General features: G+C 61.9%; 14 protein-coding genes. 12 read left to right on the top strand and 2 right to left on the bottom strand.

Going from position 1 to position 14,925, the window contains the following annotated elements; genetic code table 11:
- The first annotated feature begins 74 nt into the window (after positions 1–74).
- Both cysE and EET67_RS03210 read left to right on the top strand, forming a co-directional pair.
- Positions 75–923, top strand: coding sequence for a serine O-acetyltransferase (cysE, locus tag EET67_RS03215; RefSeq protein WP_128624775.1), 849 nt, complete (start codon positions 75–77; stop codon positions 921–923).
- A 186-nt stretch (positions 924–1,109) separates the two neighbouring features.
- Positions 1,110–1,313, top strand: a complete 204-nt coding sequence (locus EET67_RS03210; protein ID WP_128624774.1) for a DUF3126 family protein — start codon at positions 1,110–1,112, stop codon at positions 1,311–1,313.
- A gap of 106 nt (positions 1,314–1,419) precedes the next feature.
- On the opposite strand, the gene xth is transcribed toward EET67_RS03210, so the two are convergent.
- Together xth and erpA are read right to left on the bottom strand one after the other, a co-directional pair.
- Complete coding sequence (gene xth, locus EET67_RS03205) at positions 1,420–2,202, bottom strand: exodeoxyribonuclease III (RefSeq protein ID WP_128624773.1); 783 nt, start codon at positions 2,200–2,202, stop codon at positions 1,420–1,422.
- A gap of 66 nt (positions 2,203–2,268) precedes the next feature.
- Complete coding sequence (gene erpA, locus EET67_RS03200; RefSeq protein ID WP_128624772.1) at positions 2,269–2,619, bottom strand: iron-sulfur cluster insertion protein ErpA; 351 nt, start codon at positions 2,617–2,619, stop codon at positions 2,269–2,271.
- 76 nt (positions 2,620–2,695) lie between these two features.
- Here erpA and EET67_RS03195 point away from each other — a divergent pair, with 76 nt between their 5' ends.
- The 10 genes from EET67_RS03195 to tatC all read left to right on the top strand — a co-directional run bounded on the left by EET67_RS03195 (position 2,696) and on the right by tatC (position 14,891).
- Positions 2,696–3,910, top strand: coding sequence for a deoxyguanosinetriphosphate triphosphohydrolase (locus EET67_RS03195; RefSeq protein WP_128624771.1), 1,215 nt, complete (start codon positions 2,696–2,698; stop codon positions 3,908–3,910).
- Between the two features lie 51 nt (positions 3,911–3,961).
- A complete protein-coding gene (gene argS, locus EET67_RS03190; RefSeq protein ID WP_128624770.1) occupies positions 3,962–5,719 on the top strand; it encodes an arginine--tRNA ligase in 1,758 nt (585 codons plus the stop codon).
- A gap of 103 nt (positions 5,720–5,822) precedes the next feature.
- On the top strand, positions 5,823–8,900 hold the full coding sequence (locus EET67_RS03185; protein ID WP_128624769.1) for an SPOR domain-containing protein: 3,078 nt from the start codon (positions 5,823–5,825) through the stop codon (positions 8,898–8,900).
- 114 nt (positions 8,901–9,014) lie between these two features.
- A complete protein-coding gene (gene nagZ, locus EET67_RS03180; RefSeq protein WP_128624768.1) occupies positions 9,015–10,034 on the top strand; it encodes a beta-N-acetylhexosaminidase in 1,020 nt (339 codons plus the stop codon).
- Between the two features lie 226 nt (positions 10,035–10,260).
- Entirely contained in the window at positions 10,261–11,061 is an 801-nt protein-coding gene (locus EET67_RS03175; RefSeq protein ID WP_128624860.1) for a segregation and condensation protein A, read from the top strand.
- Complete coding sequence (scpB, locus tag EET67_RS03170) at positions 11,058–11,798, top strand: SMC-Scp complex subunit ScpB (RefSeq protein WP_128624767.1); 741 nt, start codon at positions 11,058–11,060, stop codon at positions 11,796–11,798. The genes EET67_RS03175 and scpB overlap by 4 nt, the downstream gene beginning before the upstream one ends.
- A 54-nt stretch (positions 11,799–11,852) precedes the next feature.
- The gene (locus tag EET67_RS03165; protein ID WP_128624766.1) at positions 11,853–12,959 is read left to right on the top strand and encodes an ABC transporter ATP-binding protein; all 1,107 of its coding nucleotides are present in this window, start codon (positions 11,853–11,855) and stop codon (positions 12,957–12,959) included.
- A gap of 35 nt (positions 12,960–12,994) precedes the next feature.
- Positions 12,995–13,231 carry a twin-arginine translocase TatA/TatE family subunit gene (locus EET67_RS03160; protein WP_128624765.1) on the top strand — a complete coding sequence of 79 codons (237 nt, stop codon included), beginning with the start codon at positions 12,995–12,997 and terminating at the stop codon, positions 13,229–13,231.
- A gap of 128 nt (positions 13,232–13,359) precedes the next feature.
- A complete protein-coding gene (tatB, locus tag EET67_RS03155; RefSeq protein ID WP_128624764.1) occupies positions 13,360–14,019 on the top strand; it encodes a Sec-independent protein translocase protein TatB in 660 nt (219 codons plus the stop codon).
- Positions 14,016–14,891 carry a twin-arginine translocase subunit TatC gene (gene tatC / locus EET67_RS03150; RefSeq protein ID WP_128624763.1) on the top strand — a complete coding sequence of 292 codons (876 nt, stop codon included), beginning with the start codon at positions 14,016–14,018 and terminating at the stop codon, positions 14,889–14,891. Before tatB ends, tatC begins: the two co-directional genes overlap by 4 nt.
- The last annotated feature ends 34 nt before the right edge of the window (positions 14,892–14,925 follow it).

Below are 14,925 nucleotides of genomic sequence, written 5' to 3'. Positions count from 1 at the left end.
GAGTTCAAACCTGCTATCATGTGCCCTATATGTGCAGGCGCTAACAGGCACATGAATTGATGGAGACGGCGGCCATGACCACCATCGGCGTAGCTCGCGCTGGGAAACTACAGCCTGTCGATCCGATCTGGCGTTCGATCCGGGATGAGGCGTTGGCAACAGTCACGCGCGACCCGCTGCTGTCGGCGTTCCTCTATTCGACCATCCTGAACCAGGAAAGCCTCGAGGACACGGTCATCCATCGCCTTGCCGAGCGCCTCGACCATCAGGATATGGGCGCGGAACTCATTCGCCAGACATTCCGGGCGATGCTGCGCGACAATCCCGATTGGAGTGAGACGGTCCGGGTCGACATCCAGGCCTATTACGATCGCGATCCGGCCTGCGACCGGTTCTTCATGCCGATCCTCTATTTCAAGGGCTTCCACGCAATCCAGACGCATCGCCTGGCCCATTGGCTGTGGAACCAGGGCAGGCGGGACTTCGCGCTTTATCTCCAGAGCCGATCTTCCTCCGTGTTCCAGACCGATATCCATCCGGCCTCCAAGATGGGCAAGGGCATATTCATCGACCACGCGACCGGCCTTGTGGTCGGCGAAACGGCCGTCATCGAAGACGACGTCTCCATCCTGCATGGCGTGACGCTGGGCGGTACCGGCAAGGCGGGCGGTGACCGGCATCCGAAAATCCGCTATGGCGTGCTGATCGGCGCTGGCGCAAAAATCCTCGGCAATATCGAGGTCGGCCATTGCTCGAAAATCGCGGCCGGGTCGGTGGTGCTGTCGGCGGTGCCGCACAACAAGACCGTTGCCGGCGTGCCGGCCCGCGTCGTCGGCGAAACGGGCTGCGACCAGCCCTCGCGCCAGATGGACCAGGCCCTTCCGTCGCAGAACATGGACCACGTCGTCAGCTTCGATATCTGATCGGGGTGGGGACATTGCCGCCTGCCTGAAGCAAAGCCGTTGACCGAGTACGCCAACGGCTCGCTTCGCCTTTACATCGCCATCCTTGGCGTGCCAGAAGCGCGTTCCAAGCGCATGATCCCGAAGGCTTGAAGCCGTTCGGAAGATTTCGCGTAAATGTCCCAACCCGCCACCGGGAGAGAAGTGTTGAAGCCGGAAGAAATCAGAAAACTCGAAGCCTATTTCAAGCGCACGTTCCAGAATCCGCAGTTGCAGGTGAAGGCGCGGCCACGCAAGGACGACTCGGCTGAAGTCTATATCGGCGACGAATTTCTCGGCCTCGTGTTCAAGGACGAGGACGACGGCGATTACAATTTCTCGATGGCGATCCTCGACATCGACCTGAACTGATCGGCGCTCCCCAAGGCAGGGTAAAACCTGCCGCGGGCTGGATCGCCATTGGCGATCTAAGCATCGGATTTGTCCGAAAGCCGGACTCCACCCTTTCGGTCCGATGCTACCGCGTCAGTTCCAGCGCCACCGGCACATGGTCCGATGGCTTTTCCCAGCCCCGCACATGCTTTTCGATCGACGCTGCGGCGAAGCGGTTCGCAGCTTCGGGCGACATCAGCAGGAAATCGATGCGGATGCCGTTGTTCTTCTGCCAGGCGCCGGCCTGGTAGTCCCAGAATGTATAGACGTCAGGCTCGTCGGTGACGGCGCGCACGGCCTCGGTGAAGCCCAGGTTGACCAGTCGCCGGAATGCCTGGCGGCTCTCCGGCTGGAACAGGGCGTCCCCCAGCCAGGCTTCCGGATTGCGAGCGTCAATGGGCTCCGGGATGACGTTGTAGTCGCCGCCGAGAATGAGCGGTTCCTCCAGGGCGAGGCGCTCCTCGGCCCATTTCTCAAGCCTTGCCATCCATGACAGCTTGTAGGGGAATTTCTCGGTGTCGATCGGGTTGCCGTTGGGCAGATAGAGCGACACGACACGCAGCACGCCCTTTTCGGTGGAAAACACCCCTTCGATGAAACGTGCCTGCTCATCGCCGTCGTCGCCGGGAAGGCCGCGATTGACCTCGTCGAACCGGATCTTTGACAGGATGGCGACGCCGTTGAAGCCCTTCTGGCCATGGGTTTCGACATGATAGCCAAGCGCCTCGATCTCGGCGCGCGGGAACTGGTCGTCGACCGATTTGATCTCCTGCAGGCAGACGATATCGGGGGCGCTGTCCTTGAGCCAGACGAGCACATTGCCCAGCCGCGCCTTGATGCCGTTGATGTTCCAGGTGACGATTTTCATGAAGTCCTCGGGGCAGGGCATGTGGCTGCAGGCCGGTGCGACCTGCCGCGAGGCCGCTTGGAGTTGCTAGACCGAAAAGCTGGTGCCGCAGCCGCAGGAAGCGACTGCGTTGGGGTTCCTGATCTGGAACGACTGTCCCATCAGGTCATCGACAAAGTCGATCACGGAGCCGCCCATATAGACGAGCGAAATATCGTCTATGAGGACGGTCGCGCCGTCCTTCTCGATGGCGACGTCATCGTCGTTTTTGGAGTCCACCAGATCGAATTTATAGGAGAAGCCTGAGCAACCGCCGCCTTCCACCGAAACGCGCAGCGCGATCTTGCCCGCATCTCCGGCGACGATCCTTACGATCCGCCTGGCGGCCGCGTCGGAAATCTCCACACCCTTCATGGTAGTCTTGGCATCTTCGCCCATCGGCGTCACCTTGCATTGGACTTGCCATCATAGGTATGAAGCGGCAACGGGCAAGTCAACTGCGGCGACACAATGCATGGCCAAGCAACTCGGCGAAATCGGTTTCGGCTATCGGCCGCGCGCACGCTATGCCTGCAATCCGGCCCGCTCGCGCGGCAGGCTGTTCAGCGAGCCTGAAAGCCCGACACGCACGCCGTTCCAGCGTGATCGCGACCGCATCATCCACTCGACGGCGTTCCGCCGCCTGAAGCACAAGACCCAGGTCTTCATCGCCCATGAAGGCGATCACTATCGCACACGACTCACCCACACCATCGAAGTGGCGCAGATTGCACGCGCGCTGGCGCGTGCACTGCGCTGCGACGAGGATCTGGCGGAAGCGGTCGCACTCGTCCACGATTTCGGCCACACGCCCTTCGGCCACACCGGCGAGGACGCGCTGAACGAAAAGATGGCGGCATGGGGCGGCTTCGATCACAACGCCCAATCACTGCGGGTCGTGACGCGGCTGGAGCGGCGCTATGCGGAATTCGACGGATTGAACCTGACATGGGAGGCGCTTGAAGGGTTGGTCAAGCACAATGGACCGCTGCTCGACGCCAATGGCAGGAGCCTGGCGGGCGATGTGCCCAAAAGCATACTGGACTATTGCGAGCGCCAGGACCTCGAACTCGACCGTTACGCCAGCCTCGAAGCCCAATGTGCGGCGATTGCCGACGACATCGCCTACAACACCCATGACATAGACGACGGGTTGCGCGCAGGCCTTCTCACCCTGGACATGCTGGAAGAGGTGCAACTGCCGGCCTCGATCCTTAAGGCCACGCGCCGCCGCTATCCCAATCTCGATGACGTGCGCACCGGGCATGAGCTGATGCGCCGCCAGATCACCATCATGGTGGAGGATGTCATCAGGACCGCGACTGCCAGGCTGGCGATGCTGCAACCGCGACGCGTCGCCGACATACACAATGCGCCGACCGCCATTGTGGCGTTCTCGGACGAATTGGCCCCGGCCGAGCGTGAGCTCAAGGCGTTCCTCTACAAGAATATCTATCGGCACGACGAGGTGATGCGGGTGCGTGCCGGCGCCGAGCAGATCGTGCTGGAACTTTTCGACGCCTATTTTGCTGATCCGAATGAAATGCCGGAAGGTTGGCACGAAGGCCTAGATCACGCGCTTGATCGCGTCAGGGCACGCCATGTCGCCGATTTCATCGCCGGCATGACCGATACCTATGCTATCAAGGAGCACCAGCGGCTGTTTGACCATACGCCGGAATTGGGATAGTCCAGCCCGGTTTTCCGGCAGAGCCGGCATCAATTTCCAGAGCAGGCCACCATGAACATCTTCGCCGATTTCAACGAGCGGGTAAAAAGAATCGTTGAAGCGCTTGATTTGAAAGACAAGGACGGCGGTGCAGCCGATCTGTCGCGCATCGCCGTAGAGCCGCCGCGCGATGCCGCCCATGGCGACCTGGCGACCAATGCGGCGATGGTTCTAGCCAAGCCGACCGGTCAGAACCCGCGAGCCTTGGCCGAAAAACTCGCCGAGGCGCTGCGTCAGGATGCCGACGTTTCGGCGGTCGAGGTGGCTGGTCCCGGTTTCGTCAATCTGCGGCTCAAGGAAAGCTTCTGGCACCGCCACCTGCAGGAGATTCTGGCCGAGGGCGTGGATTATGGGCGGGCGACGCTCGGCAACGGCCGCAAGGTCAATGTCGAATATGTCTCGGCCAACCCGACCGGCCCCATGCATGTCGGCCATTGCCGTGGCGCCGTGGTCGGCGACGCGCTGGCCAATCTGCTGGCCTTTGCCGGCTATGACGTCACCAAGGAATACTACATCAACGATGCCGGCGCTCAGATCGACGTGCTGGCCCGCTCGACCATGCTGCGCTATCGCGAGGCGCTGGGAGACAAGATCGGCGAGATTCCGCCCGGCCTCTATCCCGGCGACTATCTCGTTCCGGTAGGGCAAGCGCTGGCGCAGGAGTTCGGCCGCGAGCTGCTGCAAAAGCCGGAGGACGAGGCGCTCGCGCTCATCAAGGACCGGACCATCGATGCGATGATGGTGATGATCCGCGAGGATCTGGCCTTGCTCAATGTGCATCACGAAGTGTTCTTCTCCGAGCGCAAGCTGCACGCCGACAATGCTGCGGCCATCCGCTCGGCCATCACCGATCTGACGCTCAAGGGGCATGTCTACAAGGGCAAGCTTCCGCCGCCGAAGGGCCAGGAGGCGGAGGAATGGGAAGACCGCGAGCAGACCCTGTTCCGCTCGACGGAAGTCGGCGACGATATCGACCGGCCGCTGGTCAAGTCGGACGGCAGCTTCACCTATTTCGCCGCCGATGTAGCCTATCTGAAGGACAAGATGGAGCGCGGCTTCACCGACACGATCTTCGTGCTGGGGGCGGACCATGGCGGCTATGTCAAGCGCATGGAGGCGCTGGCCAAGGCGGTTTCGGACGGGCGCATGAAGCTGACGGTGCTGCTTTGCCAGTTGGTGAAGCTTTACCGGGGCGGTGAGCCGGTACGCATGTCGAAGCGCTCGGGCGACTTCATCACGCTGCGGGAGGTGGTGGAAGAGGTGGGGCGCGACCCGATCCGCTTCATGATGCTTTACCGCAAGAGCGATGCGCCGCTTGATTTCGATTTTGCCAAGGTGACGGAGCAGTCCAAGGACAATCCGGTCTTCTACGTCCAGTATGCCTCGGCCCGCTGCCATTCGGTGTTCCGTCAGGCGCGCGAGCAATTGGGCGAGGGCGAGTTCGATCGGCGCAGCCTTGGCCGGAACACTTCCTTGCTGACTGACGAGAGCGAAATCGGCCTGATCCGCAAGCTCGCCGAATATCCGCGCATCATCGAGTCCGCGGCCCTTTCGCAGGAGCCGCATAGGCTGGCTTTCTACCTCTACGACCTGGCCTCGAATTTCCACGGCCACTGGAATCGTGGCACGGAAAACCCGGACTTACGGTTTGTTAAGGTTAACGACCGAGAATTGACGCATGCCAGACTTGGGCTGGTGCAGGCGGTATCCGATGTTTTGACGTCGGGCCTGGCGCTGATAGGAGCTGAAGCTCCCGTGGAAATGCGCTAGGTTTCCGGGAAAAACCTGTCACCTTTTGCCCACATTGCGCTGGTAAGGCCCAACCTTACGCGACGTCTGTGGCGTCCGAATAGTGCGAGTTTCGGGAAAGAGTATGGCAGAGAAACCCCAACTGAGAATCGCCGACCAGGACCATTTCTCGGACGATGACCCGTTCGCCGAATTGACCCGGATCATGGGATTTGACCCTCGCGTGCCCGTACAGCGGGAGCCTGAGGCCGCAGCAGGCGAGCCGGAAGGCTCTGCCGCGCAGAATGCCGCCGACGATTTCGGCATCGATCTCGAAAAGGAACTGATGGGCGAATTCGCCGCCGAGGATACCGGTGATGCGAACCTTCATTCTGTTGAGCCGGCTGACGAGTACCAGCCGGAAGAGCCGTCATATGTCGGTGAGAGCGCGGCATATGAGGTGGCAGCCGAGCCGGCTGCGGCGGTTGACGAGACGGTTGCGCCCGCCGAGTTCGAGCCCGTGGTGGATTTCGAGCCGGCAACGCCCGAATCTTCTGCCGATGAAGCTCATGATTTCGACAGTGCCTTTGCCTCCTCGATGGAGCATGAACTGTCTCTCGATGGCGATTGGGTCGCGGCAGAGGAGGCCTCTATCGAGGCCGAGCCCGTCTATTTCGAGGGTACTGAGGATCAGGTCGAGCCGGCCGCGGGTGAGGATCGTCCGGTCGCCGAATATCAGCCGGCCGATTATCCCGATTCAAACCTTCAGGCGGATGCATATCAGGAACCGCAGCCGGTCTACGAATCTGCGCAGGAAGAGTTTGCTCCGGAAGGCAATTGGGTCGAGGCTGACGACAGCCATGCCTCCGGACAGGCAGACGAGCTTGCGGATGAGTTCGATGCGGCCCTGGCCGAAGTCGATATGGATTTCACCGCCATTCCGCTGGGCTCCGCAGGGCGGTCGGAAGCGGATCTGGATGCCGAACTCCAGCTTCAGCTGCAGCAGGATGCGGCTGAGGAAGCCGCTCCCGTAGCCGATGCCGGCCCGAGTCTCGAAGACGAATTGAATGCCCTTCTCGGCAATATGTCGGGGCGTGAGGAGCACCAGGCGGCGCCGGTCGTGATGGAAGACTATGCTCCGTCCGTTGATGTCGAGGCCGAGGCCGAAGTCCAGGATGAACAGGGCGGCGACGTCGACATGGCGCTTGCCGCCGACGAATTCGTAGCCGCTATGCCTGCCGCCATGGAGGCCCCGGCTCATGAGACCCCGGTGGATCGGTCCTATGCGCGCAGCAACTATCGCGACGAGGATCTGGCCTACACCACGCCGGTGTCGGATATTGCCCATGTGGAAGGCCGTGCGGCCGAGAGCGCCGACGCCGATATCGATCTTGGCTTCGATGACGAAGCCTTCGATGCGGCCTTTGCCAGCTCGATCGAAAACGAGCAGCCGGACTATGACGGCGAGCCGGTGGCGGCGGATGAGCAGGAAACGACTGCTGGTGCCGATGCCGATCCATATGCCGATCTGGCATCGTTGACGGCCCAGTTCGTGCCGACCGGTCCGGTCAGTTCATGGAGGGAGCAGTCGCCGCTGCCCGACCAATATGCCGTGCAGTATGGCGAGGCTGACTATGCATCGGCGGGTGACGATCAGGGGGCTACCACAGCTTACGACGACATTCCCGATATCGAGACAGTCGAAGTGCCGGAGCAGGCGGTGGCGCTGTCCGACGATCTCGACATTCCCGAAGTCGTCTATGAGGAAGAGCCGACGCCTTCACCGGCCTATGACGATATCGATGCCGAATTCGCCAATCTGCTCAATGATATGAACTCGCCGGAGCCGACCTCGGCTGCGCCATCCAACGATGCAGCCAATGAGGCGATCACCTCCGATACGCATGCGGAGGAGCGGGCGGATTATGCGGCCGATTTTGCCTATCCGGCTGCGGCTGCGGCCGGCGCGGTCGCCGCTGGCGCAATGGGTGCTGCCGCCGCCTATGGCCAGCGTCAGCCCATGGCCTCGCAAGGCAACGACTTCGACGGTCAGGATTTTGCCGCCGAAACGACGCATGCAGGTTACAGGCAGCCTATCTCCGATGATCTCGACTACGATCCCGATTTCGATGAGGAAATGGCGCTGCCAGCCATGGAGCAGGAGCGTCAGCGGCCGCAGCGCCGCGGCATGCTGATTGCCGCCATCGTCGGCGGTGTTGCCATCATCGGCGGCATTGGCGCTTTTGCGTTGTCCGGCGGTGGCGCGGATTCGCAGACCCCGGCCGTCGTCAAGGCCGATGACGGCCCGATCAAGGTTCGCCCGGAAAATCCCGGCGGCACGAAGGTGCCCAATCAGGACAATCAGGTCTATGACGCGGTTTCGCGCACTGCCGGTGCTGCCGCCCCGCAGCCGCAGCAGGAAAAGCTGGTGACTTCTGCGGAAGAGCCGGTGGACATGGCCTCTCAGGAACCTGAACCAAGTGAACCCGAGCTTGCCCAGGGCGTCGAGGCCGATGCGCCAGCCCCGATGGCGAAGTCGGAGGATCGCATCGAGCAGCTATTGGACGAAGGCGGAGCCGGGGCGGATTCCAGCGTGCCGGTCGTAGCACCGCGCAAGGTCCGCACCATGGTCGTCAAGGCCGACGGGACGCTGGTTCCGCGTGAAGAGCCGGCACCCGCGGTCGCCGCGGCACAGGATATGGACACCACGGCTTCCGAAACCATGATTGAACCGACATTGAGCTCCGAATCGACCGCGGCGGTGCCTGCAGCGCCGGCCGAGACTGCGGCAGCGCCGGCAGATGCTGAGCCTGTTCCCGCCGAGGCAGGAGCAGCGCCTAAGGTCGCCCAGCCGCAGCAATCCTCCACGACACCGAATTCGGTAGCCGTGGCCCCGACAAGGCCGTCGGATCAGCCGGTCGATGTCGTCGGCGAGGTCAAGGCCGACAAGGTTGCCGCGCTTGCGCCAGCTGCGGCCGGTGGCGGCTGGTCGATGCAGATCGCCTCGCAGCCGAGCGAAGCGGCCGCTCAGTCGTCCTATCAGGATCTCCTGCGGCGCTATGGCAGCGTGCTCAACGGCCATCAGGCCAATATCGTGAAGGCCGAGATTGCCGGCAAGGGCACCTTCTGGCGCGTGCGCGTGCCGGCAGAGACCCGCAACGATGCCATCAAGCTTTGCGAAAGCTACAAGGCGGCCGGTGGCAACTGCTTCGTATCGAAATAGAAGCCGTTCTGACGGCTCGACAGCAAAAGACCGGTGCGGCTTGTCCCGCACCGGTCTTTCTCGTTTCTTGCCGATAATGATGCGGCCGGCAAGACTTCGCGGTAGTCTTCACGTATGAGCGAATCAAAATCCATGATCCTCGGCTGCGCCGGCAAATCGCTGACGGCTGACGAAATCCGCTTCTATGGCGACGAACGGCCGTGGGGTTTCATCCTTTTTGCTCGCAATATCGGTGAGCCGCAGCAGATACGCGATCTCGTGGCATCGATGCGCGACAGCGTCGGCCGGCCGGGAGCGCCGGTGTTCATCGACCAGGAGGGAGGCCGCGTCCAGCGCCTGCGCCCGCCGATCGCGCCGAACTATCCGGCAGCGGCCGACATTTCTGCCCTCTACCAACGCGATAGCGAGGCCGGCCTGCGCGCCGCCTGGCTTCTGGCCCGGCTGCATGCATTCGATCTGTCGCGGCTTGGCATCACCGCCGATTGCCTGCCGGTGCTTGACGTGCCGGTGGAGGGCGCCAGCGACGTGATCGGCTCGCGCGCCTATGGCACCGACCCCGATACCGTGGCCCTGCTTGGCAATGCTTCGGCGGAAGGGTTGTTGTCGGGTGGCGTGTTGCCGGTGATGAAGCATGTTCCGGGCCATGGCCGCGCGCTCGCCGACACGCATTTCGAACTGCCGACGGTGGATGTCTCGCTCGAGGAATTGCGCTCGCATGACTTCGCGCCGTTCAGGGCGCTCAATCACCTGCCAATCGCGATGACTGCGCATGTCGTTTATTTGGCAATCGATCCGCACAATCCGGCCACGACGTCGGCTCGGGTTATCGAGGAAATCGTGCGTGGCGAGATCGGTTTTGACGGCTTGCTGGTCAGCGATGACACCTCGATGAAGGCGCTTTCTGGGGATTTCCCGTCGAAGGCCGCTTCCATCCTTGCAGCCGGCTGCGATCTGGTACTTCACTGCAACGGGGTCATGGAGGAAATGGCAGGCATTGCCTCGCGCACGACGGTTCTGCAAGGCAAGGCGCTCGAACGGGCCGAACTTGCCCAGATCTATGTGAAGAAGCGCGACGAGGCCGAGGAGGCCGAGGTGCGTTCGGAGTTCGCGAACTATTTCGATGCGGTGGTCTAGAGCATGATCCCGAAAAGTGGGAACCGGTTTTCGGAAAAAGATCATGCTCCGACAAAGAAAAAGGACATGATCCCGAAAAGTGGGAACCGGTTTTCGGACAAGGTCATGTTCCAACAGGGATAGGGAAAGATGACAAGTCGAGGAAAGGTCCTCTTTCTCTAGTGCTACAGGAGAAGACGCCGTTTTGGCGGAAAGGCTGGAAAGCAAGGTCGGCAAGGCCACTCCGATGGACCGCCTTTGGGCGGAGAACGACGATTCGCGCGGTTTGAGTGAGCCGGCGTTGCTGATCGACATTGCCGGTTTCGAAGGACCGCTTGACCTGCTCTTGCATCTGGCGCGCAACCAGAAGGTCGACCTGTCGCGCATATCGATCCTGGCGCTTGCCGAGCAATATCTGAAATTCATCGACAGTGCGCGCGCCATCCGACTGGAATTGGCCGCCGACTATCTGGTCATGGCCGCGTGGCTTGCGTTCCTCAAATCCAAGCTTTTGATCCCCAAGCAACCAGGTGATGACAGCGAAAGCGGCGAGGAAATGGCCGCGGTGCTGCAATTCCGCCTCAAGCGGCTTGAGGCGATGCGGGACGTGGCGGCGCGGCTGGTCAATCGGCATCGGCTCGGTCGTGACGTCTTTGCGCGCGGCATGCCGGAAATGGTCATCGTCGAAAAGCGCAACGAATATTCCGCATCGCTCTATGACCTGCTGACGGCCTATGCCATCCAGCGCCAAAGACAGGCGATCACCAATGTGCAGATCGCCAAGCGGGGCGTGTGGTCGCTGAAGGAGGCGCGCGACATCCTCACCCGCCTGGTGGGCAGCTTCAGTGACTGGACGGCGCTGGACCAGTTCCTGCTTGCCTATCTCACCACGCCCGAAGAGCGGGTGACAGCCATTGCCAGCTCCTTCGCCGCGACGCTCGAATTGGTGCGTGAAGGTCGTCTGGATTTGCGCCAGCAGGAGGCCTTTGCGCCGATCTACCTGCGCAACCGGGCATCAGCCGCCAAGCCCGGCGAGGGGGCGCGATGAACGAAAGCGCGAATGCAAAGATCGTGGCTTTCGAGCCCGGCGAGACGAATGAAACGCCGGCTCCGGGCAACCCAGCCGAGCGCTTGCATCTGGCCGAAGCGGTCCGCATGGCGGAAGCGATCGTGTTCGCCAGTGCCCAGCCGGTGACGGAAAAGCAGCTTGCGGCCCGGCTTCCGGAGGGCGTCGATATCGCCACTGCCATGGTCGAGCTTCAGCAAATCTATGCAAGGCGCGGCGTCAATCTGGTTCGTGTCGGTGATGCATGGGCGTTCCGCACGGCGGGTGACCTTGCCTTCCTGATGAGCCGGGACGCGGTCCAACCCAAGAAGCTGTCGCGGGCGGCACTCGAGGTGCTGGCCATCATCGCCTATCATCAGCCGGTCACGCGCGCCGAGATCGAGGATATCCGCGGAGTGGAGACCTCAAAGGGCACCCTGGACACGCTTTTGGAGACCGAATGGGTGCGCATGCGCGGGCGCAGGCGCACGCCGGGGCGGCCGGTTACCTATGGCACCACCGAGGCGTTCCTGGATCATTTTTCGCTGGAGGAGATCCGCGACCTGCCGGGCATGGAGGAATTGAAAGGGGCAGGGCTGCTTTCGGCGCGCATGCCCTCCAATTTCTCGATTCCGCTGCCGCCGGCCGATCCTGACCTGCTGACCGAGGACGAGGACCCGCTCAACGATATCGATCTTGAGGAACTCGGCCTGTTGACACCTCGCGTCACGGATGATTGAGGAAGGCGATGCGCCCGGCTGCGGCAGGAGTGCAAACCGCGAGGCTGATTTCAGGTGAAGAACGGACATGCGCAGACGGCCAGCCGGGTAACCGCAGGGGTTACCTTTGCCGCGCGTCTGGCATTCGAGAATATTTGCCATGCCTTCGGCCCGGACTCCGAGACGCTGCGCGATGTCACGCTGGCGGCCGAACCGGGCGAGGTACTGTGCCTGCTTGGTCCGTCCGGGTCCGGCAAGACGACGCTGCTGCGGATCGCCGCGGGAATAGAAAGCCAGTCCACCGGCCGTGTCCTGCTCAATGATCGCGAAATCGCCGGCCCTTCGGTGTTCCTGCCGCCGGAAAAGCGCTCGATCGGCCTGGTTTTCCAGGATTTTGCGCTGTTTCCGCATTTGACCATTCTTGAGAATGTTCGCTTCGGCCTGACGGCATTGTCGAGCGAGGAGGGGCGGCGCGAGGCGATGATTGCCTTGGCCCGTGTCGGCCTGGAGGACTATGCCGCCTCATATCCGCACGTCCTGTCGGGCGGGGAGCAGCAGCGCGTCGCGCTGGCGCGCGCCCTGGCGCCGCGCCCGGCTGTGCTGTTGATGGACGAGCCTTTTTCCGGCCTCGATTCCCGGCTTAAGGACAGCGTGCGCGCCGAGACACTGTCGATCCTGCGCGAAAGCCGCGCCACGGCGATCGTGGTAACGCATGACGCCGAGGAGGCGATGCGCATGGGTGATCGTATTGCCCTGCTGAAGGATGGCCGGCTGGTGCAGTCGGGCAGGGCGGAAGAGCTTTATCTGCGGCCGGCAAACCTGTTTGCGGCGGGCTTCTTTTCGGAGCTCAACGTCTTCCAGGCGCGTGTGAAGGACAAGATGCTAGATACGCCGGTAGGCAGGATCGCCTCGCCGGGATTTGCCGAAGGGGCGGAGACGACGGTTGCCGTTCGCCTGACGGGCTTTGATGTCAGCGAAACTGCGGGCGAATTCGAGGCAAGGATAGTGGCCCGCCGCTTCCTCGGTGTCGTTGAATTGCTTGAACTGGCCGTTTCGGGCACGGACGAGCCTGTGCGGGCGCGTGTACGCTGCGGCGCATTGTCTACAAAAGCGCGGGACATCTGGCTTTCCTTGCGAAAATCTGACGTACTTCTGTTTGAAACGCGGCGTGAAAGCGCATAGATCAATCTCGGGAAACACTTCGAAAGAGAGTTGCAATGGGTTCGTTTTCAATCTGGCACTGGCTTATCGTTCTGGTCGTGGTGCTGCTGCTGTTCGGCCGCGGCAAGATCCCCGAGTTGATGGGCGACATGGCCAAGGGCATCAAGAGCTTCAAGAAGGGCATGTCGGACGACGATGCCTCCGATGAGGCCAAGCCGGTGGACGCCCGCACAGTGGAGCATCGCGCCGACGAAACCGTGCCGACGGCGAAGGAAAAGACCAGCAAGGGCTGAACCTTTCGCCGTTGCAGCGCCGCACCTTCGGTTGGGCGCGGAAAGGCTGGCACTTGAATCAGCGCCTGTTCCTGACGAAAAATCGACCTCGATTTTTCGGAACCGTGCGCTAGGCAGGTTGGATCGTCATGTTTGATATCGGCTGGACCGAGATGCTCGTGATCGCGGTCGTCATGATCGTGGTCGTCGGGCCGAAGGATTTGCCGCGCATGCTGCGGACCTTCGGCAAGACGACGGCGAAGCTGCGCACCATGGCCGGCGATTTCCAGAGGCAGTTCAACGACGCGCTGAAGGAAGCCGAGCTTGACGATGTCAAGAAATCCGTCGATTCCCTGCGCAGCCTCAACCCAGCCGCCGAGATCAAGAAGCAACTCAACCCGTTCGAAAAGGCGGCAGCCGACGTGCGTGCCGGGCTTGACTCGGCAATGAAGCCCTCGCCGACTGCGACGGAAGAACCGGCAGGCGAGGTTGCCTCGTCGACTGAGGCAGCCAAGCCGGCCGAGCCGCTGAAGAACGGAGCAGCCGCCATGCCTGGTGTTTCGGGCCCGGAAGCCATGCCGGCGACTACGCCTGCCTTCCCGGTGGCTGAACCCGTCGCAAGCGCGGCGGCGCCAGCCGACAAGACTGCAGCGCCCGCAGCCAAGCCGGCGCCCACGAAAAAGCCTGCGGCCAAGACCGCCGCGTCTAGCGGTGGGAAGACTGCGGCAGCCGCAAAGAAGACGCCAGCGAGCGCCAGTGCAAAGAAAAAGCCGGCTGCGACGAAGAAATCAGCAGGAAGCGCCAAGTGAGCGAACGCGACGAAGACGAAATCGAGAAGTCATCGGCGCCGCTGATCGAGCACCTGATCGAGCTGCGCACGCGTCTGATGTGGGCGATAGGCGGCTTTTTCGTCGCCTTTCTCGGCTGCTTCTTCTTTGCCAAGCAGTTGTTCAACCTGCTGGTCATCCCGTTCAAATGGGCGACGAGTTGGGCGGGCCTCGACGCCCACAAGGTCGAGCTGATCTACACTGCGCCGCAGGAGTTTTTCTTCACCCAGATCAAGCTCGCCATGTTCGGCGGGTTGGTGATTGCCTTCCCGCTGATTGCGGCCCAAATCTACAAATTCGTTGCCCCTGGCCTTTACAAGAATGAGCGCAGCGCATTCCTGCCGTTCCTGATCGCCTCGCCAATCCTGTTCCTGATGGGCGCGTCGCTGGTCTATTTCTTCTTCACGCCGATGGTGATGTGGTTCTTCCTGGCCATGCAGCAGGTCGGCCCCGGCGAAGATGTCCAGATTTCGCTTCTGCCCAAGGTGTCGGAATATCTGAGCCTGATCATGACGCTGATCTTCTCCTTCGGGCTGGTGTTCCAGCTCCCGGTGGTGACGACGCTGATGACGAGGGTTGGCCTGTTGTCTTCGCAGGCACTTGCGGAAAAGCGCAAATGGGCGATTGTCATCGCCTTTGTGGTTGCTGCCGTGCTGACGCCGCCCGATCCGGTCAGCCAGATCGGCCTTGCCCTTCCGACGATCCTTCTTTACGAGGTCTCCATCTGGACCGCCCGGATGATCGAACGGAATCGCGAAAAGGACCGCGTGGCGCGCGAGAAGAAAGAAGCCGCCCAGGAAGCGTCCGAAAAGGCGTCGCTGCAAGATACTGGCGACAGCACCGCCGCAAGCTGACCGCCTTCGAGCAGCCGTCGCGGTCGTGTTGAAT

The sequence above is a fragment of the Borborobacter arsenicus genome, from assembly GCF_003934165.1.
Classification (GTDB): domain Bacteria; phylum Pseudomonadota; class Alphaproteobacteria; order Rhizobiales; family Rhizobiaceae; genus Pseudaminobacter; species Pseudaminobacter arsenicus.
This window is presented reverse-complemented; position numbering and strand designations above follow the sequence as displayed.